Source organism: Candidatus Woesearchaeota archaeon (assembly GCA_018303405.1).
In the GTDB taxonomy this organism is placed as follows: domain Archaea; phylum Nanobdellota; class Nanobdellia; order Woesearchaeales; family JABMPP01; genus JAGVYD01.
In genome coordinates, this window is the sequence record JAGVYD010000020.1 from 24,992 (window position 1) to 50,162 (window position 25,171).

General features: G+C 45.7%; 31 protein-coding genes and 1 tRNA gene. 18 read left to right on the plus strand and 14 right to left on the minus strand.

The genetic code is table 11. The annotated features are described in order from the left end of the window. Positions 1-215: 215 nt before the first annotated feature. Together J4227_07645 and J4227_07650 are read left to right on the plus strand one after the other, a co-directional pair. Positions 216-905 carry a hypothetical protein gene (locus tag J4227_07645; protein MBS3110375.1) on the plus strand — a complete coding sequence of 230 codons (690 nt, stop codon included), beginning with the start codon at positions 216-218 and terminating at the stop codon, positions 903-905. Between the two features lie 165 nt (positions 906-1,070). Next, a complete protein-coding gene (locus J4227_07650; GenBank protein MBS3110376.1) occupies positions 1,071-2,729 on the plus strand; it encodes a PEP/pyruvate-binding domain-containing protein in 1,659 nt (552 codons plus the stop codon). 35 nt (positions 2,730-2,764) lie between these two features. On the opposite strand, the gene J4227_07655 is transcribed toward J4227_07650, so the two are convergent. Then, on the minus strand, positions 2,765-3,736 hold the full coding sequence (locus J4227_07655) for a hypothetical protein (GenBank protein MBS3110377.1): 972 nt from the start codon (positions 3,734-3,736) through the stop codon (positions 2,765-2,767). A gap of 21 nt (positions 3,737-3,757) precedes the next feature. Further along, a complete protein-coding gene (locus J4227_07660; GenBank protein MBS3110378.1) occupies positions 3,758-4,426 on the minus strand; it encodes a hypothetical protein in 669 nt (222 codons plus the stop codon). A gap of 100 nt (positions 4,427-4,526) precedes the next feature. Here J4227_07660 and J4227_07665 point away from each other — a divergent pair, with 100 nt between their 5' ends. The 4 genes from J4227_07665 (at position 4,527) to J4227_07680 (ending at position 6,179) form a co-directional block, all read left to right on the plus strand. Continuing rightward, positions 4,527-4,895, plus strand: coding sequence for a hypothetical protein (locus J4227_07665; protein MBS3110379.1), 369 nt, complete (start codon positions 4,527-4,529; stop codon positions 4,893-4,895). Positions 4,896-4,929: 34 nt separating this feature from the next. Then, positions 4,930-5,385, plus strand: a complete 456-nt coding sequence (locus J4227_07670; GenBank protein MBS3110380.1) for a hypothetical protein — start codon at positions 4,930-4,932, stop codon at positions 5,383-5,385. Between the two features lie 48 nt (positions 5,386-5,433). Next, entirely contained in the window at positions 5,434-5,901 is a 468-nt protein-coding gene (locus J4227_07675; GenBank protein ID MBS3110381.1) for a hypothetical protein, read from the plus strand. 206 nt (positions 5,902-6,107) lie between these two features. Further along, positions 6,108-6,179 (plus strand) — tRNA-Ala (locus J4227_07680). 132 nt (positions 6,180-6,311) lie between these two features. Here J4227_07680 and J4227_07685 read toward each other — a convergent pair. The 6 genes from J4227_07685 to J4227_07710 all read right to left on the minus strand — a co-directional run bounded on the left by J4227_07685 (position 6,312) and on the right by J4227_07710 (position 10,880). Continuing rightward, positions 6,312-7,277 carry a hypothetical protein gene (locus tag J4227_07685; GenBank protein ID MBS3110382.1) on the minus strand — a complete coding sequence of 322 codons (966 nt, stop codon included), beginning with the start codon at positions 7,275-7,277 and terminating at the stop codon, positions 6,312-6,314. 49 nt (positions 7,278-7,326) lie between these two features. Beyond that, on the minus strand, positions 7,327-8,160 hold the full coding sequence (locus J4227_07690) for a hypothetical protein (GenBank protein MBS3110383.1): 834 nt from the start codon (positions 8,158-8,160) through the stop codon (positions 7,327-7,329). 149 nt (positions 8,161-8,309) lie between these two features. Next, a complete protein-coding gene (locus J4227_07695) occupies positions 8,310-9,518 on the minus strand; it encodes a site-2 protease family protein (protein ID MBS3110384.1) in 1,209 nt (402 codons plus the stop codon). 4 nt (positions 9,519-9,522) lie between these two features. Continuing rightward, on the minus strand, positions 9,523-9,684 hold the full coding sequence (gene rpl40e / locus J4227_07700) for a 50S ribosomal protein L40e (GenBank protein ID MBS3110385.1): 162 nt from the start codon (positions 9,682-9,684) through the stop codon (positions 9,523-9,525). 26 nt (positions 9,685-9,710) lie between these two features. Then, complete coding sequence (locus J4227_07705; protein MBS3110386.1) at positions 9,711-10,112, minus strand: translation initiation factor IF-5A; 402 nt, start codon at positions 10,110-10,112, stop codon at positions 9,711-9,713. A 279-nt stretch (positions 10,113-10,391) separates the two neighbouring features. After that, positions 10,392-10,880 carry a peptidyl-prolyl cis-trans isomerase gene (locus tag J4227_07710; GenBank protein MBS3110387.1) on the minus strand — a complete coding sequence of 163 codons (489 nt, stop codon included), beginning with the start codon at positions 10,878-10,880 and terminating at the stop codon, positions 10,392-10,394. 381 nt (positions 10,881-11,261) lie between these two features. Between J4227_07710 and J4227_07715 the strand changes: the two genes are divergently transcribed. The 4 genes from J4227_07715 (at position 11,262) to msrA (ending at position 14,649) form a co-directional block, all read left to right on the plus strand. Continuing rightward, entirely contained in the window at positions 11,262-12,017 is a 756-nt protein-coding gene (locus tag J4227_07715) for an SPFH domain-containing protein (GenBank protein ID MBS3110388.1), read from the plus strand. A gap of 124 nt (positions 12,018-12,141) precedes the next feature. Beyond that, complete coding sequence (locus J4227_07720; GenBank protein MBS3110389.1) at positions 12,142-13,866, plus strand: hypothetical protein; 1,725 nt, start codon at positions 12,142-12,144, stop codon at positions 13,864-13,866. Beyond that, on the plus strand, positions 13,823-14,071 hold the full coding sequence (locus J4227_07725; GenBank protein MBS3110390.1) for a hypothetical protein: 249 nt from the start codon (positions 13,823-13,825) through the stop codon (positions 14,069-14,071). Before J4227_07720 ends, J4227_07725 begins: the two co-directional genes overlap by 44 nt. A 56-nt stretch (positions 14,072-14,127) precedes the next feature. Continuing rightward, complete coding sequence (gene msrA / locus J4227_07730; protein ID MBS3110391.1) at positions 14,128-14,649, plus strand: peptide-methionine (S)-S-oxide reductase MsrA; 522 nt, start codon at positions 14,128-14,130, stop codon at positions 14,647-14,649. A gap of 30 nt (positions 14,650-14,679) precedes the next feature. On the opposite strand, the gene J4227_07735 is transcribed toward msrA, so the two are convergent. Then, entirely contained in the window at positions 14,680-15,588 is a 909-nt protein-coding gene (locus J4227_07735; protein MBS3110392.1) for a hypothetical protein, read from the minus strand. A gap of 336 nt (positions 15,589-15,924) precedes the next feature. Between J4227_07735 and J4227_07740 the strand changes: the two genes are divergently transcribed. The 3 genes from J4227_07740 to J4227_07750 all read left to right on the plus strand — a co-directional run bounded on the left by J4227_07740 (position 15,925) and on the right by J4227_07750 (position 17,652). Further along, a complete protein-coding gene (locus J4227_07740) occupies positions 15,925-16,536 on the plus strand; it encodes a superoxide dismutase (protein MBS3110393.1) in 612 nt (203 codons plus the stop codon). 9 nt (positions 16,537-16,545) lie between these two features. Continuing rightward, positions 16,546-16,998 carry a thioredoxin-dependent thiol peroxidase gene (bcp, locus tag J4227_07745; protein ID MBS3110394.1) on the plus strand — a complete coding sequence of 151 codons (453 nt, stop codon included), beginning with the start codon at positions 16,546-16,548 and terminating at the stop codon, positions 16,996-16,998. A 249-nt stretch (positions 16,999-17,247) separates the two neighbouring features. Further along, positions 17,248-17,652: an iron-sulfur cluster assembly accessory protein gene (locus J4227_07750; protein ID MBS3110395.1), complete on the plus strand. Its 405-nt coding sequence runs from the start codon at positions 17,248-17,250 to the stop codon at positions 17,650-17,652. A 71-nt stretch (positions 17,653-17,723) separates the two neighbouring features. Here the strand turns inward: J4227_07750 and J4227_07755 are convergent, their stop codons facing one another. Further along, a complete protein-coding gene (locus J4227_07755) occupies positions 17,724-19,034 on the minus strand; it encodes an FAD-binding oxidoreductase (protein ID MBS3110396.1) in 1,311 nt (436 codons plus the stop codon). A gap of 552 nt (positions 19,035-19,586) precedes the next feature. Between J4227_07755 and J4227_07760 the strand changes: the two genes are divergently transcribed. Together J4227_07760 and J4227_07765 are read left to right on the plus strand one after the other, a co-directional pair. Then, the gene (locus J4227_07760) at positions 19,587-19,889 is read left to right on the plus strand and encodes an NrdH-redoxin (protein MBS3110397.1); all 303 of its coding nucleotides are present in this window, start codon (positions 19,587-19,589) and stop codon (positions 19,887-19,889) included. A 104-nt stretch (positions 19,890-19,993) separates the two neighbouring features. Next, positions 19,994-20,623 carry an N-glycosylase/DNA lyase gene (locus J4227_07765; protein ID MBS3110398.1) on the plus strand — a complete coding sequence of 210 codons (630 nt, stop codon included), beginning with the start codon at positions 19,994-19,996 and terminating at the stop codon, positions 20,621-20,623. Between the two features lie 31 nt (positions 20,624-20,654). On the opposite strand, the gene J4227_07770 is transcribed toward J4227_07765, so the two are convergent. The 3 genes from J4227_07770 to J4227_07780 form a co-directional block, all read right to left on the minus strand. Further along, entirely contained in the window at positions 20,655-21,242 is a 588-nt protein-coding gene (locus J4227_07770; GenBank protein MBS3110399.1) for a DUF655 domain-containing protein, read from the minus strand. A 129-nt stretch (positions 21,243-21,371) separates the two neighbouring features. After that, the gene (locus tag J4227_07775; protein ID MBS3110400.1) at positions 21,372-21,728 is read right to left on the minus strand and encodes a hypothetical protein; all 357 of its coding nucleotides are present in this window, start codon (positions 21,726-21,728) and stop codon (positions 21,372-21,374) included. A gap of 95 nt (positions 21,729-21,823) precedes the next feature. Further along, entirely contained in the window at positions 21,824-22,144 is a 321-nt protein-coding gene (locus J4227_07780) for a 50S ribosomal protein L21e (protein MBS3110401.1), read from the minus strand. 73 nt (positions 22,145-22,217) lie between these two features. Between J4227_07780 and J4227_07785 the strand changes: the two genes are divergently transcribed. Next, positions 22,218-22,676: a hypothetical protein gene (locus J4227_07785; protein MBS3110402.1), complete on the plus strand. Its 459-nt coding sequence runs from the start codon at positions 22,218-22,220 to the stop codon at positions 22,674-22,676. A gap of 99 nt (positions 22,677-22,775) precedes the next feature. Then, on the plus strand, positions 22,776-23,207 hold the full coding sequence (locus J4227_07790) for a hypothetical protein (protein ID MBS3110403.1): 432 nt from the start codon (positions 22,776-22,778) through the stop codon (positions 23,205-23,207). A gap of 71 nt (positions 23,208-23,278) precedes the next feature. Here the strand turns inward: J4227_07790 and J4227_07795 are convergent, their stop codons facing one another. Then, entirely contained in the window at positions 23,279-23,806 is a 528-nt protein-coding gene (locus J4227_07795; GenBank protein MBS3110404.1) for a Mov34/MPN/PAD-1 family protein, read from the minus strand. A gap of 285 nt (positions 23,807-24,091) precedes the next feature. Here J4227_07795 and J4227_07800 point away from each other — a divergent pair, with 285 nt between their 5' ends. After that, the gene (locus J4227_07800) at positions 24,092-25,078 is read left to right on the plus strand and encodes a carbohydrate kinase family protein (protein ID MBS3110405.1); all 987 of its coding nucleotides are present in this window, start codon (positions 24,092-24,094) and stop codon (positions 25,076-25,078) included. The last annotated feature ends 93 nt before the right edge of the window (positions 25,079-25,171 follow it).

Here is a 25,171-nt window from a genome sequence, read left to right on the forward strand (position 1 = left end):
ATTATTGGCGCAAAGGGGGCGATTCTCAACCCTCTCCACCACAACCACCTTTGCGCCTTTAATTATATTCAAATTACATTAAGCATCCAAATTGCATTGAACCTCAAAATTGCAACAATACCCGATGCCGGATATTAAACAGCGGCAATCCAGCTAAAACAAATGTTTAACCAGAAAAGAGCAGGCTTAAAAAAAATAAGGACAAATGTGATAAAATGGCAGAACCACTCCATTCGCGGGATATGAAAGGGCTTTTCATAGCTTATGCCCGAACTGAGAGAAAATTAGGCGAAGCGCCGGCAAGCAAGGAAGCGCAGCTGGAATATGAGCGGCGCAGGAGGGACATCTTCCTGGTTCCAGCGCAGAAAAGGATTGAATATCTTGGCGAAAAGAACATGGAAGCCAACATTGCTGAAATGCTTGGCAATAAGGAAGAAGCTGAAAAGCAGCGCAGCATTGCCAGGTCGTTCAAGCGGAATTTCCTGGGCCTGTACAATGAAATGAGCCTGCCCCTGATGGATTTTCACAGGATGAAAAAGAATGCTGATTTGATGCTGTTATACGCCAATCTTGAAGCATATGTTGACACTGACACATCGAGCGGCGGCAACCCTATTGTCAAGGAATCAGCATTGGAGTTAATGAAAAAATTCAACAGCCAGGCAGTCAAGACACTTAGGAGCATTCTTGTGTACTCCGGCGAATTGTATGATGATGCTATGGACAAGGCAGAAGCAAGGAGAAGGTTCCATCTCGCAGATGTGCTGAGCCAGGAAGTTTTGTATCCGTTCTATTTCAGCTCAACTGACCATGAAAACCTGGCCAGCCCCCTGGAGTATGCGCTTCTCAGGAAGGATGAAGTCACACCGGTTAAGGTAAAGGGAATCTGGTCATCAATCAACTGAAAAATTCCAGGGCATTGGATGTGCCGCTCATTTCTGATTATTCGCGTACCGGACCACAACTATTATCCTGATGAGATGCCGCCTGGACCATGGAATGGCATTTTTGCCGATAAAACCACTAAGCACACCGTAAAATCTATAAATGATGCTTTTTTAGCAGTGCACATGGAGAGCGATGTTCTGTGGTTCAGGGATGTTGAAAAAGGGGTCTTCCCCCTGCTGGGGGAGAAGTCGCAGGCACTGTCCATACTGTATGCAAATGAATTTCCAGTGCCTCATGGCTTTATTGTGCCTGCAAAATTCTACAACAAATTCCTGGAAAAGACTAAAATCAAGGACAACATCAAGATTCTCATGCAGAATGTCCGTTCCGATGACCAGGAAGCAGTCCAGGCAAGGGCCAATGAAATACAGAGGCTGATTGTGCAGACAGAGATGACTGCAGACCTCAAGAACATGATAATTGATGCATACAAAGCCCTTGATGTGGACAAGAGCAAGGCCATGGATATAATCCAGGCAAAGGCAAGGGACACCCTGGTTGCTGTCAGGTCTGACCCAGTTCCCGGCTACAGGGGAAGGAAGGATGCAAAAGGCCTGCACATGCACTTCCTTAATATCAAGGGCGAGAAAATGCTTGTCAGGATCATTCAGGCGTGCTGGGCCTCGCTATACACTGCAAAAGCCGTGGCCTTCAGGGCAAGCCACGGCCTGAGCCAGGAATTCTGCTCAATGTCAGTCATTGTACAGAGGATGGTGCCTGCGCGAAAATCAGGGATTCTCCTGACAACCAATCCAACCAATCATTTTAGCGCTGTTGTCAAGGCATGCCTGGGCACAATGCAGGGGCACGAGGGCAAGCAGGCGCCCCTAAGCACTTATGTTGTAAATACGCAAATGATGGATATTACCCATGAGGACATCAAAAGGCAGGACACACGGTTTGTTTATGACGAGGATGAAAGCAGGTATGACGAGGAGGACATTCGGCTCCTGCCTGTGAAAAAGCCGCTTGAGAATCCAGAGGCTGTGGAGCTTGCCAGGCTGGGCAAGAAAATTGAGGAGCTGTTCAATGCGCCACAGGAAATCGAATGGCTGTATTATAATAAATTCCACCTGATTGACTCCAAGCCAATTGCCGGGCCTGGGCCAGAAGCTCCTGAAAGAGCAATGCCAGCTGCAGGAACAGCAGAAGCAGAGGAAGCCCTAAAGCCGGAAACAGTGCTGGATGTTGTTGTTGAAGGCCCTGGCGAGGAGCAGCCAGGCCATGAAATAAGCCGGGAAATCGCAGTGCCTGAGGAGGAAACTGCCATGATTGAGCAAAGGGCTGGCCAGGCAGTGCAGAACGCTGAAATGCTCGCCAATGAAATCAAGGAGAAGATGGAGAGGCATGAGCCCATCTACATTGAAGGCGAGCCAGCTGAGCAAAGGCACGAGGAAGTCACAGTCTACCTGGATGAGAAATCAGACGAGATTGTTGTGCAGGACAGGATTGAGACAGGCGAAGGCGTGGAAGAGAAGAAAGCTGTGCTCGATCCGCATGACTTATTGCGCGAATCCACAAAAACAGCAATTACCTCCGCAATCCCCATGATTCATAATGCGCTTGAAACTGCAATAAGGCAAAAGGAGAATGACTATGACACGGATTTCTCAGAATTGCTTGCAAGGCAGGACTACCATAACAGGCATGAGCTAGAGCTTATTAAGAAGCTGCACGACGATTTTCTCGCCGAGAAGGAATTGTCAATGGCAGATGTCCAGCATGCATTGAGGACTGCTGAGGAATTTATCAGCTATCTTAAGGAGCATAAGCTGATATGATCAGTATTTGTTTCTAACAAACTCTAAATCTAATCTCATGAAATCACGCATATCTTCCTGCTTAAACTGCCATGGATATAGATAGTGAATTCCTTCTCCAGTTTAAACCCGGATTTCTTAAGCAGTGCCTTGTAGCGCGAGAAGTCCGGGAAAATCACTACTGCCTTGCCCTGCAGTATTTTCCTTAGGTTCAGCAGGAATGCAAGATAGAATCTTTCCAGCTCGCTCTTGCCTGCCTTTTTTGTATTCTTCCCATAAGGCAAATCCACTACAACATGGTCAAACTTCTGCCTGGCCTTGGTTGCATCCCCTAATTTGGCATCATAATCCTTTATGCCATAAAAATCCAGGTTCATTTTGGCTTTCCACAGGACTGATTTGTCATTGTCCATCCCAAATGGCCTGAATCCCATCAAGCCCATTTCAATCAATATGCCCCCGCTGCCGCACATTAAGTCAGCAATCCTGGCTTTCCTGTCAACAACGCCGGTTAAATTCACGCAGGCCCTTGCGAGCTTGGGATGCAGGGAAGTCGGATGCAGTATTGGCCTAAGATGCGGCCTCCTGGCATTGAAGTCCTTTGTAACAGCAGCCCTGAACCTGCCGCAGAAAATCTTTTTGTCGAATATGAAAAATGCTATTTCAGTCTTGGAATCCTTAAGCTTCACCTTCGGGTTCTTCAGCTTATGCCATATCAGTGAGCCAAGCTCCTTTTCATTGAATTTTTGGGAGGCTGAGAAATTAATTATGTTTGCGCAGAAATTCCTGCTGTAAATTTTTTGCCAATCATATGCCTGTATGTCTTTTTTAATGTTTTTCGGGGTTGATTCAAAAAGAAAGTCATAAATCATGTGGGTATAAGCGAGCCTTTTTTCCAATTGCTGCATATTGTGCTCTGCTATCAGAATCCTGTCATATCCATGATACTTTGTGCTATTAGTGAGAGCCAGCACTTCCTCTCTGGCCAAATCAACATGTTCCCCTGAAAGAAAAAATATTTGTTTCATAATAAAGAAGCAAAGCGTGCCTTACTTTTTATTCTTTTTGCCCTGGCCCTTGCCTGTTGCCAATTTCTTATATCCGAGCCAGATCAGGACTGCAAGCGCTATTCCCAGCACAACAAATCTTCCAACATCAGGCAGGTTGCCCCAATACCTTATTGTGCCATAGATTACAGTCAGCACACCGCCGCCCATAATGCCTGCGCCAACACTTTCAAGCGCAAGCATTGCAGCGCCTATAATCATAGCGGCTATTCCAACTATTCCTGCTGAAATGAACACTATCCTATTGTATTTCTCCCTTGCTTTCTCAAAGTCAAGGTTGCAGAAGCTGCAGTCCTTGTACACATTGCATCCATTGCTTTGAACAGTATAAGTGGGCATGCCTTTCCTGTCATAGCATTCCTGCTCGCTTTGCCTGTTTTCTTCAGATGTCTGCTCGCATGCATATTGATCAGTGAGTTTTCTGCACAATTGTTCTGTGCTAATGTTGCCGCAAGACAGGGCACCATAATCAATCAGTGCAACTGGCTGCGATGCCTTGTCCCTCATCATCTCGGGGTATTCATAGAAACTGCTGGTGTTGCAATAATCATCATCCTGTGGTTCTTTCATGAATGTGTTCAGACCATAATGTACAAAAAACACGAATAGCAAGGCAATTGAAATAACAAGGATTTTTTCTTTGAGATTCATATTTGCATCACAAATAATTAATTGAATATAAAGTTATGCCATTTGCTTATTTATTTTCACTATAGAAAAATATATATACTAAAAAGACATAATCCTCCCTATGCCACGGGGAAGACCTATAAAATCAGCAATAAGGCAGGCTTTGGTAGAGATACTTTTTGTCATGAAAAAAGCATACGGCTATGAGCTGTACAAGGTTTACGACGCTGTGTATCCCAAGGCAACACTCAGGGCAGTGTATTATAACCTGCGAAAAGGGGTTGAGCTTGGGGAATTCAAGATCAATGTCATCAAGTCAGAAAAAGGCGAGTACAGCTGGGGAACAGAGGCTGAAAAAACTTACTATGAGCTCGGCGATGCGGCCAGGGCGGCAGGGGACCCCAGAGTCAGGGAATATCTTGAAAAACAGCACTCCGGGCCTCAGGAGTCCAGGCAGGCAAAAGCAGGGGATCCTGCATCAAGTTCATAGTTAGGGTTAAAAACCTGTCCAGCTTCTCTCATTCATGCAATACTATACAGCAAAGCAAAGGTACAGGGACCTGGTTCAGGATTTTGAAAACTATTTTTCAGTGAGCAATCTAGCTTCTTATGGGAATGAGCCTGCAAATCTCAACAAGCAGCATTTGCGGGATGCAACTCCGCTTGAGCTGCTGACAATTACCTATGGATACCAGGACCAGCTGGATTTGGTTTACAAATTATTAAACAGGGCTGGTGAAACCGGCAACATGCCTCTTGCTTCAGAGCTTCACAAGGAGCGCGAAACATTGGAAAGCAAGCTCAAGCTTCTACGGGCTAAATTCATACTCCCCATGCTAATCACGCATAGTAGCAAAGAAACACGTCTGCCTTATTTCGAGGAATTGAACCTAAACGAAACCGATCTTGCAATTAGGATCCGGATTGTTGCACAGCGGGAAGGCGCACGGCATAAGCAGCTTCCATGGTTAAACAATTAGGCTTTGCAATAGGCAATATTTTTAAAATGAAAGAATGTACTTACTCTTATGCAATATAACCAAGGAAGGGTCGAACATCCACCACTGGCTGTTTATATGGATGCCGTCTATAGTGCCAAAAAAATTAATCAAGAACAGTCTCAGGGCAGTCCAGGCTGGCGCAGCAGCAATGGTCCATTGTATGAAATTTCCTCCCTGCAGTCTGCGCCAATAATGGCCCTCTATGAGCTGTTGCATTTCTACAAGGGCAACCTCGACCTTGCCGAGCAAAGCATGATGAATGCATACGCACGCGGCAGCGATGACCTGGCAGTTGCATGGCAGGGCGAGGCAAGGGAACTGCGGGAAAAAATTGACATGCTGCGCTATGATTTCATCCGCCCAAAGCTAATTATCATGGGGCAAACGGACAGGCCAGTCAGGGGCGGCAAATCAGAGGCCATGGGATTGGAAAGCAAGCTGATTGACCCAGAGATTGTGGCATTGCTGGGAAGGCACAGGCACTGGGCGAACTAAACCGCATTTTACTAATCAAATTTCTAACGGCAAGTTTATAAACAACTACACTCTTTTTCTGGAAATATTTCTTGGGCTCGTGGCTCAGTCAGGCAATCTTTAAAAAGATTGCACAGAAACAAAGGGAACGCAAGGTTCCCTGAGCCCAGACGAAGGAATATCAACAATCGCAAACGATTAGATTGCCCGAGATGACAAATTTTCTTGGGCTCGTAGCTCAGCAGCAGAGCGCACCGTTCGCAACGGTGAGGCCGCGGGTTCAAATCCCGCCGAGTCCATTAACGGCCACGCCCCGTTAACAAGCGCTGTGTATTAAGGGGGTATTCACTTCGTTCCAACCCCCTGAACTCCCATCATCTAAATTAATTGTCAATCAAGTTGAACTAATCCTGACCGCCGGGTCGATATCATCATCTCTTCTGTTTCAGAAATTTTTGTCTGGCAGGAGCATTCTGTTTTTTTCGAGGATTTTCCTGAAAAATCCGCTGATGATTCACCGGCCCGAGCCAATCAGTGTAAAACTTTTTTCCAAGGTCCTGTGCAACCGCCTTGCTGGTGATATGGTAAGGATACTGTCCTCCCATCAGTTGGTCATTTTCATCATTATTAGGCCCAAAATTATGGATTAATTCATGAGCTATAAGGGGATACACTTCCTCAGGATATGTTCTCCATCTGGGTCCTGAAGCCGTAACTGGTTGTCGATATTGCAGGATTCCTGAATTTCCATTAATCGGTGCCGTCCCGTAAAAACCCTCTTCGTCAAAAGCCCCCTCACCCTTATTGAAGATAATCCCTTGCCGCTTCAGCAAAGTTTCCTTCTTCGTATCTTCCACCAGTGTATGCCCGGTAAAATATATTACAAAAGGTCTATAGGTATCCTCAAGTACAGAAATCATCTTCATTGTTTCTAATTTTCCGGCTTCATTCCTTTCCTTCAACAAGGTATCAATAATCCCCTGGTGGGAAAGCATAATGCGATATTTCATCTCGGGTTGATGATCACGATATGCATGTTGCCAAATTCTCTGATTTGCCTCGTTGAACCATTTATCTATAATCCCCTGAGGATCCTGGCCATCAATTAGCTCGAGGAATCTACCATCAACAATAGAATAAATAGGGACAATAACCTCTGATGTGCCGGAGCGCAGGTAAAAAAAGGGCTGTTTGTCTGGCATATCCATCAGATCCAATCCTTCCTTGAGCCGGTCAATAATAATTCCAAGAGAGAAATTTGTGTCAGCAGGCATTGCTGCACTAACTGGCTCAGGCCCAAATTCTTGTGTCTCATCCGCGCTCTGTCCAAATGCCTTCGTTCCTGTGGCCGTTGCAGCATAGAATGCAAGGGTCATCATCAATATCTTCCTATCCATAAATATGAATCATTCTCGACGCCATGCCTTTACATCACTCCAAGCACAATCATATCTGTGCAGCTGGAATAAAAGATGCAACTACTGCATCTGCATCATAATCATAGATGACATACAGGTCCTGCCATTGCAGGAGATACTGGCCCGGCCCGGCATTCATAAAAAAATCAGGTGAACTCAGCTTCCCCTGGTCAATCATGGCCTGTTCCAGCTTTGTTATTGTTGGATTTATAGTGGAGTGGCCGGCTACTTCTGCATGCGCCATCAGTTTCTGCACAAAATCATCAGGTATGACCAGCTTTGCCGCAAAGTTGACTATCCTGTCATTGCCGTAGTCATATATCACGGAAAGGTCATTCCAGTCAACCAAATAATCACCGCTTCTTGCCTGGCCAAAAAATGCAGGATTATTGGCCTGCGCCGCACTCAGGGTTTGGTCATCCAGCCTGGTTATCAGCGGCACGCTTGCGTTTGCATAGCCTTCCAGTTCCGCATGCGCCAGCAATTTTGCCACCAGGTCTTCAGGCGCCATTTCCTGCTCGACCATATTGACAATCCTGCCTGATTCGTAGTCATAAATAAGAATCAATCCGGGGTATGTCAGGAAGTAGTCCCCGACCTTTGCATCCTTAAAAAATTCAGGGTTGTTCTGCCTGGCGAATTCCAGGTCTGCCTGGGTTATTTTGGCCACAGTTGGAAAAGCCCCCTTGTACTTTGAAAGCTCGCTATGGGCATCAAGCTTTGCTGTAAGCTGGTCAAAAATGTCGCCAGAGCCTTTGCCGCCCGGCAGTTTGAAATCAATGACATACGCTGCCACCATGACAAGAATGACTCCTGTCAAAACAAGATTTGCCATCACAAGCTTTTTGTCGGTATTTGCCATAGCTACCCCCTCATAACCAAGTTATTGAACAGTCATCTGATAAACCTGTTTTATTTTTAAGCCTTGCCCTTTTTGACTCAACAGTGGTTCTAATCATCAAGACATAGATGCCGAAAAAATATTTATCCATTATCTACCTTATTATCTTATCATCTGATAAACGCCAAAGCTATGAGCGCAAGAATCAATGCCAGCAGGCCAATGCTCAGCCTTTTCCACCACAGCGTGCCTTTTTTCTCGCCGAAATAATGCACCATGGCAAGCAGCATCATCCTGCCGCCGTCAATTGGCCCAATCGGGACCAAATTGAACAGGCCTATGCCGAGATTCAGTATAAAGAGCCACATGAATAGCTCTGAAAGCCAAATGAATCCCGGAAAGCTTTTTTGGTACAATACCGGAAGTGTGGTATCAACATGATAGCTCTGCTCCCCTGAAATGCCGAGATAGCCTTTTGAAGCATTCTTGGGGTGCGGCTGCAGGGTGGCATAATAAATGCCGCCGTCAGTAACAATCTGGACAACTTCGCCTGGCTTTTTTGCATCCATCACTTTTGTAAAATTGACAGTGTAGACCACTCCCTCCCCATCTATTGAAGTTATAATCTCGCCGCTCTTCATCCCTGTCAATTCTGCAGGGTATTTCACTGAGCTGTCTTCCTTGTTTGCATTGATGTCAGTAATCTTCAGCCCGTCATAGACAACAATCCTTTCCATGGCCGGGACAAAGGCAAATGAAACAATCAGGAATGCGATGAGCGCAAGTATCATGTTGCTGAACGGCCCGGCTGCCAATACTGCAAGCTGCTGCTTTTTGGGCTTTTTTGACATTTCCTTGTCATCCGGCTCCACAAATGCAGCAGGGATGATAGGCACAAGGATTGAAAGGAATGCAAACCCGCTTGACTTTATCTTCATGCCATAAAGGCGGGCCACCACGCCATGTGAAAACTCATGCACTGTGGCAATCACGAAAATTGAGATAATCCAGTGCATAAAGGGAACGGCAATTATCCCCTTCAGCCCAGTCTCAATGGGGAGGACCAGGGCGACCGGCGCAGCCGCGTCTGGCTGGGTCAAGGACTTGATAAGGCTGCTCAGCAGCTCAAAGGTTATGACAGCCATGCCGAGAAAGCCAAAATAAATCCCCCAGCTGGACAATGCCCTCACAGTTTTGGGGTATTTTTTCGCCAGCCTGTCCATCATCGGCAGGCCGATCTTGGTGCGGTAGAGAATAAAATATATTATCGGGAATAAAATTCTCTGGAATTCTATCTTTTTTCTCTTGAACCAGAGAAAAATAAGCATTCCAATCAGAAATGCAATTGCCAAGTTTGTCTGCATACCCATTGTGAACATCAAACTATTTCAGCCTGACAGGCCTCAATGCCCTGCCGCCGCACTTTTTGCACTTAACCTTCCCAGCCAGAATCTTCATGTTGGGTGACCTGAGCTTAAGCTTGCATCTGCGGCATACAAAAACATTCCTGTAAATCCTTGCTTGTGCTTCGGGAAATTTGACCAATTTGCCTCACCTTTGCGGTTGAAATTTTATTCCGCCTTGACCTGCTTCATGACCTTTTCAGCCAGTACTATCCAGTAAACAACCTGTGCGCCGTCAACTGCCGCGCCTTTAAGCTCTTCAGGGATTTTCATGTCAAAGGTTTCATAGCTTTCCATGTCCATGACATTTGCCACGTCACCCTGGACTGACAATATCTGGGCATTCTTCTTCTCAACCACCGGCACTTCCACATTTTCGTGGCCCGGCGCGACAATGACCCTTTTCTTGTCGTCAAAAAGGCCGACTCCTGTCAGCCTGATTTTTGCATGGCCATGCTTTCCAGGCCTGCTGACCTGGATATCCACAACCTTGCATGCAGCGCCATCAATGACAATATAATTTCCTTTCTGAAGCTCGTTTATTCCAACTAATTTGGTTGCACCAGTCATGATAATCCCTCTATCTCAACATCAATATGCCCTTTTGCCAATGGATTAGGATTTTTAAGCCCTATATAAAGGTTTCCCCGCTCTGGCGCTGCCCCGAGACTTGCTTTTGGCATCAAATATGTGAGGTTCAGCTGTTCATGCCTTAACGCATTTTTCGAAGTTCCAGGGAGAAAAATGCTCTCAAGTTGAGCGTATACAGCCGAACAGATGCCAAAAGTCGAGGCGTATGCCGAGATCCGGGGCAGAGCCCCATTCTAATCCCGTGCAATTATTGCGCTGTTACTCCACTGTAACCTTCTCAATAACAACATCATCCAATGGCCAATCCTGGTAAGGCCCATTGCTGCCAGTGGCAACACCTGCGATTTTGTCAACAACATCCATCCCTTCAACAACTTCACCAAACACAGCATAGCCATAGTTATTGTCATTCTGGTAATTCAGGAACCCATTGTCAGCCAGGTTGATAAAGAACTGGCTGGTCGCGGAATCAATCACATTGGTCCTGGCCATTGCAATTGTGCCGCGCCTATTGAGGAGACCATTCTTGGCTTCATTCTTGATCGGTGGATTGGTCTCCTTCTGCGTGCCATCAGCAGTGAACCCGCCGCCCTGGACCATAAATCCGGGAATGACCCTGTGGAATATTGTCCCATCGTAAAATCCCGCAGTTGCATAATCTGCAAAATTTTTCACAGTCAATGGCGCCTTTGCTGAATCCAGCTTGACCTTGATTGTGCCCATGCTTGTTTCAATTGTTGCATGCATAGTTTCACCTTCCTTGTTTTCTAACGGCACAGCTTCCGTGCTTGGCGTTTTGCTTGCCTTGTTTTCAATGCCAAACATGACTATTGCAGAAACTGAAAAAATTGCAATCAGCGCAATCAGCATAATGTGTAATTTTTTTATTTTCATAAGCACCACCATGCCAAGAAATCCGGCTATCGTTTAAAAATCTTTGTTGTTTGCATTTCCATGCCCTTATTTTCTTTTTGAATCTGGATAATCTGCACTTCGGCCGGTTTTGCACGGGCATAGATTATGGGCATAGATTTCCAGGCAATTATTTTTGTAAAACTATATAAACGCCTGCCCTTTAATCGCTCTATCATATTGCAATCACTGATATTGCAATCAGGGGGTGTGAAAATGGAGCTATGGCTTATTATTTTAACGGTATTCTTTGTAATCTACATCTTGTCAGGCATCAGGATCATAAACCAGTTCGAGAAGGCAATTATCTTTACACTCGGAAAATTCACAAGCATAAGGGAGCCGGGATTCAACATCATATTCCTGGTCATCCAGAAAATCGTAATCGTGGACATGCGCGTCAGGACGATAGACATTGACAAGCAGCAGGTGATGACCAAGGACAATGTTCCTGTTCATGTGAATGGCGTGGTTTTCTTCAAGGTGCATAAAGTGGATGACGCTATCATAAAGGTGCAGGACTATGAATACGCACTTTCGCAGTATGCGCAGACAGCATTAAGGGATGTCATTGGCGGGATGAGCCTTGACACCGTGCTTGTGGAAAGGCAGAAAATAGGCGATGAGATAAGGAAAATAGTTGACAAGGAAACAGACCAGTGGGGGCTTGACATCCAGGTAATCAAGTTGCAGGACATTGAAGTCCCCGATGACCTCAAGAGAATCATGAGCAGGCAGGCAGCTGCAGAAAGGGAAAAGCGGGCCAATATCATCAAGAGCGAAGGCGACAGGGAAGCAGCAAAAAATCTCGCAGCTGCAGCCACCACAATGTCCAAGTCCAGGGGCGCGATGCAGTTGAGAACTTTGCAGACCCTGGATGGCCTGGGGCCAACTGCAAGCAATACTGTGGTAATGGCATTGCCTGTTGAAGTCTATGAGTTTATGCAGAAACTGGCAAAAAAGAGGCAGTGAGGGCATCCAACAAAAATTTTCGCATTGATGACTTGCCAAATGTATGTCATTGCCTGCCCAATCAATGTGCCATATGATCCATGCTGTTAAATGCATTTAGAGGGCAAAGCCCGGGGATTTGATTATGCCAGCAAAAGACCAGCCAAGCACTGAAGCCAGCCGGGATGCCCTGCAGAAAGCCAGGAATAAGCACCGGCGCAGGCTGCTGATATCTTCTGTTGCCGCCGGAGTTGTCTTGCTGATAATCATTCTTTTCATGTTCAGCCTCAAGGTTAATTTCCTTCTTAAGGAAGAGATGGTCATTCGCCTGGCACCAACCTACCAGTCCTTCAGTCTTGCGCATGGCGAGCAGGCACAGCTTGAGGTTGAATCCCAGCTTGACAACTACTGGCTATGCAGGGCGCATTGCAGCTACTTCCTTAAGGACGTATCGCAAAATACAATCCTGCAGGCCGGCACATTCAATTACAGCAATCATCATAAGGATATATTCTCTGCCATCCTGGGCGCGGACAAGCTTGGATACGGCCAGTCTGTCTACACGCTGAGCCTTGTCTGCAGCAACATCCCTTCAAGGCTCTGCCCTTCCTCTACAATCCCCATTGAAAGGTCAGCGATTTTTACAGTGAATTACCGCCCAAATCCTGGCGAACAGGCGCAGATTGAATCTTTCAAGAAAAGCTATGCCGGCATAGCAAGGCAGCTGAACAATGCAACCCTTGAATTTGCGAATTCGCGGAGCGCAATTGAGCATTTAAGGAATGCCAACACTGCCCGCCTGACCATGTCTTTGGTGTTAATCAATGCTTCATTATTTGATTATGAAAAAATGGTGCATGAATCAATTTCAGAATATGAAAGGCATAATTATGCCAATGCCGCAAAAATACTCGAGTCCTCTTCCTTGCTTGAAAAGGCGAATGCAGCAGCGCTTGAAGCGGCAAAGCTGCCTGGCGAAACTGCAAATCTTGTAAGCCAGCATAACCAGACCATAGAACAGCTTACTGATGTGTCTGAGCAGGGATTGTTCCTGAACACGCTTATTTTCACGGGCAACCAAAGCAAGGCTGTCCTTGGCAAATATGATGGAATGGGCAGGGAAATCCTGGAAGTGAGCAATTCCCTTGCTGTCCATGATTTTTATGACTATGCCGAATTGCTTGAGAGGCTTGGCAAGGCCGGGCAGGCAGGGGCACTGATAACAAATGCATTCCTGGATGATTTCACGGGCTCTTCCCGGGATTACATTGATTTGGAAATTTCCAAGGCCCTTCTTTGCATTTCAGCTGCGAATGGCAGCTGCAGCATAGGCGTTTCATCCATGGCTTCTGCGCAAGAAATCCAAAGCGTGGCTGATGCAAACGCCATGGCAATTGAAAAATGCAGGGACGCCGGCGCAATCCTCAAAACTGCGGAGGAAATGAGCCGGGCCAGGAACTCTTCAGTTGCAAACCTGACATCTGATGAAAAGGGATCAATTGGCCGGGAAAAATTATTGGCAGTCCTTTCCATCCTCGGTAAGATTGAGCTTCAAATGTCCGAGAAAAATATTTCGGGCGTGCAGGGCAGGACCCAGGCTTATGCACGGCTGATTTATGCCATCCTGGAGGAAAAGCCAAATGTCAGCGTGTCATATTATTCCTCAATTAATGAAAGCATTGCCCTTTTGTTTGATCCAATCTTTGCCCCTAGCCTTGAGGTAATCCAAAAAATCAATGGGCGATGCATTGAGCAGCAGGAAAATAAGGTCACATTGCTCTGGCCAATCAGCCTTGAATACGAGAATCTGGACTATCCTATTGTGAATGATTCAAGACTTGACATTGAGGCCCGGCATAAGCATCTATGAAATAATCGGAAAAGGCTGCGACATGGAAGGAAATGACGGCGACGGGGTTGTCACTGTAAATAGCAGCATCCTCGCCTATGCAAACATCACCTTTATCGATGGGGCATGCACAGGAGTGAATTCTTTGCACATGGACATGCTTGACCCCAGCCTTTACCCAGTTGTCTATGGCGAAGTTAAAAAAATTCTTGAAGCCAAAACATAAAGTATTTATCCTTCTTTGTTTAAGAATAAACAGGGTGTTTGACAGGGGTGTTTGACATGCCTACCATAAAAAAGAAACAAGCTAATGATGGAAACCACGACAAAAATTATAGCTTGGCAACTTTTGGCGCTGGCTGTTTTTGGGGCGTTGAATCAGAATTCAGGAAAATCCACGGCGTAATTGACGCTGTATCAGGCTATTGCGGCGGCGCCATGAAAAACCCGACATATGAGGATGTCTGCACGGACAAAACAGGGCATGCCGAGGCGGTTGAAGTAAAGTTTGACCCGAAAATTGTAAGCTATGCAAAGCTGGTTGAAGTATTTTTTTCCATCCACAACCCAACAACGCCGAACAGGCAGGGGCTGGACATGGGGACGCAATACCACTCGGTTATATTCTACCACAATAAATCGCAGAAAAAGACAGCCGAGGAAATCAGGGCGCGGCTGGGCAAATCCGGAAAGTTCAGGAATCCGATTGTGACTTCAATCGAACCGGCGAAGCCATTCTACCGCGCCGAGGAATACCACCAAAGGTATCTTGAGAAGAAAGGATTGGATAGCTGCCACATATAAAGATGAAATAAACGTAAATAATCATGATGGTTAAGAATTTCCGGGCTGTGTGGTTTTAAATGCATCATAAGCATTCAATGCAACATGAACTGGGACAGTGCCGCCAAGTTTTGGGTCAACCCTGGCAAGCTGTGCAAATGGCTTTCCATTCCCTGTTTCCAGGCTCCTCATTGCATCCAGAAATTCTACAGTGAAATCTCTCGGCGGCGTATAGCCGGCTTCCTTGAAGAATTTCTCCAGCCTGAATCTCTCGTTTTCATTCTGGAGTATTCCATAGTGCAGGTTAACAGATGACAATGCATCATCACCATACTTGTAAGTGCCCGATCGTGCTTCTTCAGGCAATCCTTTTAGTCTTGCCCTGTCAGCTATCCTGCCGAGTGGGTCACTTAAAATTAATGGACCCATGGACAGGGCTACACCAGTTGTCATTACACCACCTATGAGGTAAAATGCTTGTGCAACTTCTGAAAGTGATTGCACGTATTCTGTACCAAATAATGAATACGCAAGCCCACCCACAGTAGGAACCGCCAAGCCCATCCCAATAGTGTTGCCGCTGACCCCTTCACCTATGGATCTCGGAGGCCATGCAAAATATTTCCTCTGTTCAAGGATTTTTTCAGAAAGGTGTCCTGATGTTGCCTTGGCTACATCGACATTGTCATTGTCTGCAATGAATATTCCCTGGAGCTCGCCATCTTTATCAATATATAACGCAGAAATCCCCTTTTCGCTTACTACATTTTTATCCGGCTCGACAAAATACTCTACGGGGTTGCTGTCTCTTACATTAATGCCCCACTGGCCTTTTTTGGTCGTGACAACAATTTTACCATGCGGATAAAGCGCTTCCACTTTTTTATCAAGGCCATCAGCATTCCCTAAGCGGGCAAACCGGACCTGCTTTGCAATATTTCTATCATCAACCCCTGCCATGCCTGGAGAAATAACCTTCATCTTTAAATATCTTACGGAAGAGTGGTAATTGGATTGGCAAAGGGCGCTGTGGAAAATGTAAGTCTTGCCATCAGTTGTGCGAGCATTTTATTCTCACAAAGGCACATGCAAAGGAGATGGCAAGAGGAATTTGCATCTTCATGCCAAATCAGAGAATGCGAGCCGATGGCAAGACCGAGGCGCCAGCCGAGATTTTCCACAGCGCTCCCTTAAAGCCAACATTTAAATATGGAATAGCATTTATTTTTGCCATACTAAACCATTGTTAATTTTAATCTTTTTTTCGAATAACAAAACAATCTTGAGGTGGACAAAATGGCACACACTTTACCTGAATTGGGATACGCATACAATGCGCTTGAGCCTTTCATAGACGAGCAAACAATGAAAATTCATCACGCCAAGCACCACCAGGCTTACATTGACAAGCTGAATGCAGCAATCCAGGGCAGCCATGAACTGGAGAAAATGAGCGCAGAGGAGCTGATAAAGAGCCTGGACAAGGTTCCTGAAAATATAAGGGTGGCTGTGCGAAACAATGGTGGCGGCCATGTCAATCATTCATTTTTCTGGAAACTGCTGAAAAAGGATGCCGGAAAGCCATCATCGCAAATTGCAGCAGCAATCGACAAGGCTTTTGGGGGCTTTGACAAATTCAAGGAGGAATTTTCAAATGCAGCAGCAGCAAGGTTTGGCTCTGGCTGGGCATGGCTGGTTGTGCACAACGGCAGGCTTGAGGTCATGAGCACTGCAAACCAGGACAACCCAATGAGCGAGGGCAAAACGCCTATACTCGGAATAGATGTATGGGAGCATGCATATTACCTGAAATACCAGAACAGGAGGCCAGAATATATTGGGGCATTCTTCAATGTGATAAATTGGGAGCAGGTTGCAGCTAATTTTGCCGCGGCCCACAAAAAATAGGTGAGACTTTTGCTGAAGGAAGGCGACAAAGCCCCGGATTTTATCCTGAAGGATACAGACGGAAACACAATACACCTGGAGGATTATCTTGGATCCAGCGTCGTGCTCTATTTTTATCCAAGGGACAATACCCCTGGCTGCACCAAGGAGGCCTGCGCTTTCAGGGATGCCATGAGGACAATCAAGGAAAGGCAGGCAATTGTGCTCGGTGTGAGCCACGACAACTGCGAATCACACAAGAAATTCCGGGATGAATTCAAGCTTAATTTCCCCCTGTTATGCGATATTGAAAAGGAAATATCCATGAAATATGGGGTTTATGTCCCAAAGAAAATGCATGGCAGGGAATTCATGGGAATTGACCGGACAACATTTTTAATCGATCAGGATGGCATGATCAAGAAAATATTTAAGAAGGTTGAAGTTGAAGGCCATGTAGAAGAGGTGCTTTCACTTTTATAATCCTATCTTATAATCCTATTTACAATGAGGTGCAAAATGGCAAGGACACAAAAAACACAGCAGGCAAAGACTATACAAAGAAAATCTGGCAAGGTCATTGGCGTCAAGATTACAAAAGACATGACAATCGGCGATGTCATTTCAAAATATCCAAGGACAGCGGAAGTCCTGCAGGCCAATGGCGTTCACTGTGTGGGGTGCCATGTCAAATACTGGGAAAGCCTGGAAGGCGGCTTTAAGGGCCATGGGATGACAGACGAGCAGGTTGATTTTGTGCTGTCCGAGCTTAACAAGGTTGTTGCAGATGACGAGGCTCCTGGCGAAAACAACAAGGAATTTGTTGTGACCAAACAGGCAGCTGCAAAGCTCAGGGAACTTTTCATGAAGGAAAAAAAGGAAAATTATGGATTGAGGATAAGCGTTGTCCCTGGCGGCTGTTCCGGCTACAGCTACGGCCTGGAATTTGAGAATAAGGAGACCAAGGAAGACAAGGTGCTGAAGGAAAACGGCGTAAAAATCATAATTGACAATGAAAGCCTGAAAATGATTAAGGGCTCAAAGCTGGACTTCGTCGACACTCTCCAAGGCTCAGGATTCAAGATAACCAACCCAAATGCAGTTGACAGCTGCGGCTGCGGGCAAAGCTTCAGGTAATTTTGGCTAGAATGGCCATTGGATTATAGAAAGGGATAATAACAATACAATAATAACAAAATTTATCGGGGCTATAATCGTTCCGTGAATTTCCTGTAGTCAAAGTAAGCGTCAACAGCTTTTTGCATAATTGCCCTGGGGATTATGCTTCCCTGCGTTCCCGGCTTTCTGAATGCATTGAAAATCCTGCTGTCCCCGTGCTTCATGTAGTCCAGCATAAGCTTGCCTGACAGGAATGCCATTGCCAGTCCGTGCCCTGAGTAAGCCATGGAATACAGCAAATTCTTGTGCCTCTGGTCATGCCCTATAATCGGAAGGTCATTTTTTGTGAATCCAACAGTGCCTTTCCAGAAATGCGTAAACTCCACGTTCATCAGCTCCGGGAAAATTTTTCTTGAGCTATCCTTGATATTTTGCAGGACTGCCTTTCCCTGCCCTTCAAAATCCTTTGGCTTCTCATGGCCGTGCCCGACAAAGATATTCCCGTTGCCAACTACAATCCTGTTGTCCTCAGTTGGCCTGAAGTAATCATAGAAATCGTAGCTGTCCCACAGCATTTGCCTTTTTTCCTTGAAAATTGCCTGCATTTTTCCTTCTGTGAGGGGCTCGGTTGCAGCTGTATAGCTTGTCATCGGCAAAACATCATGCTCCATGCCGAGGGCGTATGTCTGTGAATCTGTGCCAACTATTACATGGTCTGCGTCCAACTCGCCCAAATCTGTCCTCAGGAAGACCTTGTGCGATGTCGGATATATGCTTTTGACTTGTGAATGCTCATGGATGACTGCCTTTGATTTTATGGCGGCATCTGCCAGGCCATGCAGGAATTTCAATGGGTCAGCAGACCTGTCATAAGGCGACTGGATTGCAGCATGGAACGCTGACGAGCCGATTTCATCCTTAACCTGCCTTGCATCAAGGAAGTCGCATGAGTAGCCAACCTGCCTTCTTGCCTCATGCTCCTTTTCCAGCATTTTAGTGTGCGATGGCTTTGCAGCCAAATCCAGGCTACCCTGCTTTGCCCAGTCGCATTTTATCTTTTCCTTGGCGACAATCTCTTCGGCCAATTTAATGGAATACAAGGATAGGTCCCACAGTGCTTTTGCCCTTTGCCTGCCATAATCCCTTTCAGCCTGCCAGAAATAGCCACCCCCTCCAATTGAGAATATGCCGGAGCTTGCGCCAGTTGCCCCTGCCCCTATTTCATGCGCTTCCAGGACAACAACTTTGTAGCCTGCTTTGGAAAGGAAATATGCATTGGACATCCCGGTCAGGCCGCCGCCAATGATTGCAATGTCAGCCTTTTCCCTGCCCTTAAGTTTCGGCCTGTGTTTTCTTGCCTTTCCCTGGTATTCATGCCACAAAGGGTAGTTTGCTATCATATCAGTGCACAGCTTAACTTATTATTTAATACTTGGTCTACCCCTTGCAGTAAAAACACTAAACATTGGTGCTGCTCAGTTGAAAATACCGTCGCCATAAATTCGCGCAGGCTTTCCATTAAACAAACAAGGTTGACAGGGGGATGTCCCTTACGGGGATGTCAAGAACTGCCTGCTAAAGCAGGCAGCGTGTTTGGATACTGCCTAAAAAGTGAGCAGTTCTTGAGCATGCTCAGAAATCGATATTCTTTCACCGAGACCTATTGATAATCCACATAAATGCCGAAGCCTATGGCGACCGAGGCGAAAGCCGAGATTTTCAACTGAACACATTGGTGCATCAGAGGCTCAGATAGGATTTCCGCGCCAAATCCTTAAACCCTTAAACACTTTTTTTAAGCCTTTTACACTATCATTATATCTCTCTCACGAGTTGCTTCAGCTAACAGGCAATTGCGGCCTGCTGTAAACTTGCAAAAAGTTTAAGTATCAATATAAACAAAGGGATATAAACAAAGGCAATTGTGGACGATAAGACACGAGGTGAATGTCATGCCAGATTCAAGCAAGGGAGCTTCAAAATCAGCCGGGACAAAAAAGGTGGACATATATTCCACGCCGACATGCCATTGGTGCATGCTGGCAAAGGATTTTTTCAGGAAGAATAATGTGGACTTTACAGACCATAACGTGGCCATGGATGCAAAAGCAAGGGACGAGATGATACAGAAAACAGGCCAGCTTGGCGTGCCGGTAATCCAGATTGGCAGCAATATCATCATAGGATTTGACAGGGAGCAGATTTCCACACTTTTGGGGATAAAATCTGCATTTTCCACCAGTCGTTTGCTTTAGCAAACCGACGAACGAAGTGAGCGAGCATGCAGCCGGCCTGTGACCGGCTGTGGTCGCGAGTGATTGACGGTTAAATTTTAATTATCCTATTTTTTCCAATTAATATGGCAAATATGGAAAGCCCGGCCGGGCTGAAGCAGCTTCATGCTTTATACAGGACCCGGAAGGCCAGCATCCAGAAACGGCTTGCGGAATTTGCAAAAGTCCCTGAAAGTGAGTATTTCTATGAGCTCTGTTTCTGCCTTCTCACTCCACAGAGCAATGCGCATAAGTGCTGGGAAGCCGTTACCAGCCTGAAAATGGATGACTTCCAAAATAAGGATTTTCACCCGTCAGCATATCTGCACAGAAGGACAAGGTTCCACAACCACAAGGGCGAATACCTCCTTGAATGGAAGAAAAGCCACAAAAGGCTGCTGGAGGAATTAAAGGCCAAAAAGAATTCAGCTGAAATCAGGGAGCACCTTGTTAAAAATGTAAAGGGGATGTGGTATAAGGAGGCCTCGCATTTCCTGAGAAATGTCGGTCACAGGAATCTTGCCATCCTTGACAGGCATATACTCAAAAACCTCAGGCATTATGGCGCAATAGGCAAAATGCCAAAAGCAATGACCAGGAAAGAGTACTTTGCCATTGAAAAAAAATTCCTGGAATTTGCAGAAAAGGTCAAAATCCCGATGGACGAGCTTGATTTGCTTTTCTGGAGCATGCAAACCGGCAATATCTTCAAGTGATTAATGAAAATTCAGAAAAAATTTAACCTGTTCACTTGTCCGCAAAAAGGTGGTGCTTTTCCCCGCCCTCAATCTCAAGCAGGATTCTCTTGATTATTGCTTTTTCAGGGTCGGGCATCAATTTAACCCTTTTTTTCAGGTCATCGAATGACGCGAATGGCTTGTCTTCCCTGCTCTCAATTATTTCCCACATGTGCTTTTTTCCCAGGCCGGGCAGCAATTCCAGCTGGTGCATCCTTGTGGTCAGTGGCGCTGACTTGTTGAAAAAGTCCACAAACCTGCTCTCATGCTTCTTGACAATGTCCGCAATTACAAATTCCAGCTCGCTTCTCGCGGTCTGGGTAAGCTTGTCAAAGGCAAGCCTGCCGATTATATGGTGGATCTGGTCGCGCTTTCCGTCGCCTATGTATACCTCCTTGAACGGCTGCAGGAATACATCTTTCTTGGGAACCAATTCAAGAAGCACAAAATGGGTTTTTCCAATGGCCTGCACAATCGGGGTTTTCTTGTGGCTTGGCCTTGAGTCAAATGGATAGCCGTTTGGCAAGAAATCCAATACAATCACATTCTCTTCCTTGATTGCTCTCTGTTGTTGGTTTGTATCTTGCACTAATTCCATTGTGAACGACCTTTACCATCCCCACAATTCCATTGGATTAAGTAATATTTAAAGTTTATGCTGAAATCCGGAGTTCAAGCTGTTAATTTATAGGCATATTTTGGATTATTTTGCCCTGCCCGCAAACAGCTATTTTTTCTTTCCGGAGAATTCCGCAACCACGCCGACCAGCTTTTTTATGTTTTCCTGGGAAACTGTTATCACATAGCCCTGCAATACTGCCTTCATCGCTTCTGCAGAGTCCGGCATGGTGTCAATTATCTTGTGAATATGGGCATCCTTTATTCTCGGCACCGCAAGCTTTTCCAGCTTTTCATACAATTCCTTGCCCTTCTGTGGTGTAAGATGGGTAATGTGCTGAAGGTATTCCTCTGTCCTCTCTGCTCTGAAGTTCAGCTCCTTGTCCCTTTTCTTGATATTCTCAATTTCCTTTTTCAAATCTACTGTGTTGATTGGGGTTTCGGACAAAATTTCTGGCTTGGTCATTTCTCATTCACCTTCTTGGATGCTTTATTGGCAATTTTTCGCATTGAACTATATTCAACTATTATCTCTTCAATTATTTCAAATATGGGTCTCAATTATTTGCTGGCTGCAGCCGCCTTTGTGACCTGAATCTTGGAGAGGTGCACTGGGTGCAATATCAGCTTTTTGGCAACACTGCCGTCCATGACCTGCACAAGGTAGTGCCTGCCTCTCTTGCCCACAATCTTTCCTTTCCTTCCGTGGAACCTTACATAATAGCTTCCGGTCTGGATTGCCGGCTCTGCCTTGATAGAAACAAAATCGCCATTCTCAAAAGTCTGGAAGTATTTGCTCAGGCTTATTTTTCCCTTTCTCCTGATATGCTTCTTGAACTTGTGCCTTGTCCTTTTCCTGGATCCGCCTATCTTTATGACCATTAATCATCACCTTAAGCTACTCTCGTGGAAAAGGCAACGCTTTAAAAATGTTGTGGAATTGCCAATCCCCCCTATGGTGCAACAGCATAGTGATAAAATGAATTCCCCCGAAGGGATAGCTGATTTAGTGAGAACAGCAAATGCCACACTGCCTAACCTGGGTAACGCTTTTCCCTATGCCCAGAACATGTATGATGCCATGCTTAACGATCCCTCCTTCATGGAGCGTGTAAGCAATCATTCCCATGCAGTCAATCAGGCCAAGCTTATGGCGCTTTCTCATCTCGCAGCAGTAGTTCTTCCACAGGCTGTTAAATATGCAGCGCATCTCATCAATCCAGACGGTGTTTATGCGACTTTGGATGGCGCGACAAATGCAGCATCCGCGGTATTGGGGGCTTTATTGATTCCTTTTACTCTTGCCTTTGTCAATCAGGCGCTCGACAAGCTGGGCGACATCAGGGCTTATGCCTATGAGCACAGTTATATCAGGCCGCAGTGGCATGAGCAAAAAATGGCTGCACAGAATTGACTAGGATTAACATATCAGAATATGCCAATATGACTCATTATATAACTCACTGATTCTCAGCGTGCAAAAACTTTTATATTAAGCCATTTTTTTCTTTCCATGCAGGGATTACAGCAAAGCAGGGACCATGTGGCAGAATCCAAGCCTTCTCATGTTTTTACCAGTCTGCCAAAATTTCTTAGAAAATCCGAGGCCAGGCCTTCCCGGTCAGTTGAATCGGACAGGATGATGCAGCAATGGGTTGGCGATTACCACGATGCACGGCAGCAAAACCTTGGCTATTGGGCTGTTGCAGCATTCTGCGCGTCTTTGCCCATTGTCGCTAAGCCGGCTTCAAGATTAATCCTTGACGAAAATACAGCCAATAGCATTGATGCCCTGGTAGACCATTTTGCAATAAACACTGCTCCGGGGGCTCTTGTAAGCGCAGCCCTTTATTCCGGCGTAATCCTTTCGCCGCTCAAAAACCTGCTGCGCGATTATGCAATCTTCAGGGGCTATATCTCTGGCAATGATGATTCTGCGCAATAATCAATAGCAATAATCAATAATCTGTCTCAGGCCACTATTCTCACCGCTGTTCTCCCATGCAGCGCACAATTTCAGAAATGAGCCTCATTTAACTTATTGACATACGGGCAGTCTATCCTGACCTTTTCTATTTTGCCGTCGATGTTTTTGTAGGCATGCATCTTCACAAAAAAGCGGTTGCTGACGCTCCCGGAAAGGTATTTATCCTTCTTATTGTAAGCCCAGGGGGTTTTTTTCCTGGTGTCCCAGATTACCAAAAGTATGCTGACCCATTTGTTTCCCTGCGCCAAAAGGTCCTTCCTGTCATGCCTGCTGAGCTTGTCGGGAAAATCAGAATGCGAATGGAAGTCGCCTATCATCTTGTGATTTGAAAGGTACTTCAATGCCTTTTTCATTTTTCTTTCGCGGTGCGAATCAACATCAACATAATCATAAGTCCTTGTTGCGGTTTGGTAATTGACGGAATTCCTGACAAGGCTTGTTCCATTAAAGCTGAGGCCGAGCAGGACCCCGTAGCTTTCCTTTTTGTAAGTCTCAAGGCAGGAGCTGACCATGCTGATAAATGCCGCCTGGTTGAGCCTTACAAATTTTCCCGCCATTTTCTTCCTCCAGAATCCGAAGGCAAATGAACCGAATTATCCATTCACCGACGTCCAATTTAAGCCGTTCCCGGCTATCTTCTGTAAGTTTTCATCATTTATAACGGTAACGAAAAGCTATTAATTTCACTATAGAAAATAAATCCAATTAAACCTGAAATTTAATATAAAAAACAAGTAGGAAAAAAAGAGAAAAATGAAGCTCGGGTCGAAATTATCAACTTTTCTTGTAACTACACCTTAATTAATCCATATTTTTATATAATTAATGCTCGAAACAATATCATGTTCGACATCATCACAGTCGGCTCAGCCACAATGGACGTGTTTGCCGACACGGACTCTGAATTAATCAAGATCAAGACTTCCCACAGCGAGGAAGACTTCCTTGCCTATCCGGCAGGCGCAAAGCTCATTGTCAAGAACCTTACCTTCTCTTCTGGCGGCGGCGGCACAAACACTGCAGTTTCGTTTTCAAGGCTCGGCCTGAAAACAGGATACCTCGGGGAAGTCGGCAGGGATGAGAGTGGCGACAGGATCCTCAGGGAGCTGGCAAAGGAAAAAGTAAAGTTCATTGGGACCCGCGGTTCAGAAATCTCGGGATATTCGATTATCCTTGACAGCATTGAGGATGACAGGACAATCCTGACTTACAAGGGCGCAAACGACCATCTTCATTTTTCTGAAATAAGGAAGCCTGTGCTCCGCGCAAAATGGTTTTATTTTTCCAGCATGATGAACGATTCCTACAGGACGCTTGAGCAGCTTGCAGACTTTGCGAAGAAGCACGGAATTAAAGTGGCTTTCAATCCAAGCAATTACCTTGCAAGCAAGGGAAAGAATTTCCTGAAAAAGGTGATTGACAATACAACTGCCCTGGTCCTGAACAAGGAAGAGGCAAACCTTGTCCTTGGCCTTGTTAATGCGGATTATCACATGCTTTTGCGCGGGCTGCATCTGCTCGGCCCGCAGTATGTCATCATTACAGACGGAAAGGTCGGCGTTTATGCTTATGACGGGAAGGAAGCATGGTTTGTCCCGTCACGGCCAGTTAAGATTATTGAGACAACCGGGGCTGGTGACGCGTATGCATCAGGCTTTGTTTCCGGGCTTATCAAGACAGGTGATTTCAAGACAGCCATGAAAGTCGGCATGGTTAATGCAGAGGCTGTCCTGACGCACAAGGGCGCGAAAAAAAGCCTGCTGTCATGGAAAATGGCCATGTCGGCAATCAGGAAGGGGCGCATCTCATTCCATCATCTGCACGTTTAGGGCGAGCCTTTGAAAGAAACCTCTGGGCTTTAGCCCAGAGATGAATTTCAAAGTTCAAAGGCGAGCAATAAACTTTTTCTTTTCTGATAATAA

Excerpts from the sequence above, each read along its gene's own strand:
- J4227_07645 (MBS3110375.1), top strand. The coding sequence starts at position 216 with ATGGCAGAACCACTCCATTCGCGGGATATGAAAGGGCTTTTCATAGCT.
- J4227_07650 (MBS3110376.1), top strand. The coding sequence starts at position 1,071 with ATGGAGAGCGATGTTCTGTGGTTCAGGGATGTTGAAAAAGGGGTCTTC.
- J4227_07655 (MBS3110377.1), bottom strand. The coding sequence starts at position 3,736 with ATGAAACAAATATTTTTTCTTTCAGGGGAACATGTTGATTTGGCCAGA.
- J4227_07660 (MBS3110378.1), bottom strand. The coding sequence starts at position 4,426 with ATGAATCTCAAAGAAAAAATCCTTGTTATTTCAATTGCCTTGCTATTC.
- J4227_07665 (MBS3110379.1), top strand. The coding sequence starts at position 4,527 with ATGCCACGGGGAAGACCTATAAAATCAGCAATAAGGCAGGCTTTGGTA.
- J4227_07670 (MBS3110380.1), top strand. The coding sequence starts at position 4,930 with ATGCAATACTATACAGCAAAGCAAAGGTACAGGGACCTGGTTCAGGAT.
- J4227_07675 (MBS3110381.1), top strand. The coding sequence starts at position 5,434 with ATGCAATATAACCAAGGAAGGGTCGAACATCCACCACTGGCTGTTTAT.
- J4227_07685 (MBS3110382.1), bottom strand. The coding sequence starts at position 7,277 with ATGGATAGGAAGATATTGATGATGACCCTTGCATTCTATGCTGCAACG.
- J4227_07690 (MBS3110383.1), bottom strand. The coding sequence starts at position 8,160 with ATGGCAAATACCGACAAAAAGCTTGTGATGGCAAATCTTGTTTTGACA.
- J4227_07695 (MBS3110384.1), bottom strand. The coding sequence starts at position 9,518 with ATGTTCACAATGGGTATGCAGACAAACTTGGCAATTGCATTTCTGATT.
- J4227_07705 (MBS3110386.1), bottom strand. The coding sequence starts at position 10,112 with ATGACTGGTGCAACCAAATTAGTTGGAATAAACGAGCTTCAGAAAGGA.
- J4227_07710 (MBS3110387.1), bottom strand. The coding sequence starts at position 10,880 with ATGCATGCAACAATTGAAACAAGCATGGGCACAATCAAGGTCAAGCTG.
- J4227_07715 (MBS3110388.1), top strand. The coding sequence starts at position 11,262 with ATGGAGCTATGGCTTATTATTTTAACGGTATTCTTTGTAATCTACATC.
- J4227_07720 (MBS3110389.1), top strand. The coding sequence starts at position 12,142 with ATGCCAGCAAAAGACCAGCCAAGCACTGAAGCCAGCCGGGATGCCCTG.
- J4227_07725 (MBS3110390.1), top strand. The coding sequence starts at position 13,823 with ATGATTCAAGACTTGACATTGAGGCCCGGCATAAGCATCTATGAAATA.
- msrA (MBS3110391.1), top strand. The coding sequence starts at position 14,128 with ATGCCTACCATAAAAAAGAAACAAGCTAATGATGGAAACCACGACAAA.
- J4227_07735 (MBS3110392.1), bottom strand. The coding sequence starts at position 15,588 with ATGGCAGGGGTTGATGATAGAAATATTGCAAAGCAGGTCCGGTTTGCC.
- J4227_07740 (MBS3110393.1), top strand. The coding sequence starts at position 15,925 with ATGGCACACACTTTACCTGAATTGGGATACGCATACAATGCGCTTGAG.
- J4227_07750 (MBS3110395.1), top strand. The coding sequence starts at position 17,248 with ATGACAGACGAGCAGGTTGATTTTGTGCTGTCCGAGCTTAACAAGGTT.
- J4227_07755 (MBS3110396.1), bottom strand. The coding sequence starts at position 19,034 with ATGATAGCAAACTACCCTTTGTGGCATGAATACCAGGGAAAGGCAAGA.
- J4227_07760 (MBS3110397.1), top strand. The coding sequence starts at position 19,587 with ATGCCAGATTCAAGCAAGGGAGCTTCAAAATCAGCCGGGACAAAAAAG.
- J4227_07765 (MBS3110398.1), top strand. The coding sequence starts at position 19,994 with ATGGCAAATATGGAAAGCCCGGCCGGGCTGAAGCAGCTTCATGCTTTA.
- J4227_07770 (MBS3110399.1), bottom strand. The coding sequence starts at position 21,242 with ATGGAATTAGTGCAAGATACAAACCAACAACAGAGAGCAATCAAGGAA.
- J4227_07775 (MBS3110400.1), bottom strand. The coding sequence starts at position 21,728 with ATGACCAAGCCAGAAATTTTGTCCGAAACCCCAATCAACACAGTAGAT.
- J4227_07780 (MBS3110401.1), bottom strand. The coding sequence starts at position 22,144 with ATGGTCATAAAGATAGGCGGATCCAGGAAAAGGACAAGGCACAAGTTC.
- J4227_07785 (MBS3110402.1), top strand. The coding sequence starts at position 22,218 with ATGGTGCAACAGCATAGTGATAAAATGAATTCCCCCGAAGGGATAGCT.
- J4227_07790 (MBS3110403.1), top strand. The coding sequence starts at position 22,776 with ATGCAGGGATTACAGCAAAGCAGGGACCATGTGGCAGAATCCAAGCCT.
- J4227_07795 (MBS3110404.1), bottom strand. The coding sequence starts at position 23,806 with ATGGCGGGAAAATTTGTAAGGCTCAACCAGGCGGCATTTATCAGCATG.
- J4227_07800 (MBS3110405.1), top strand. The coding sequence starts at position 24,092 with ATGTTCGACATCATCACAGTCGGCTCAGCCACAATGGACGTGTTTGCC.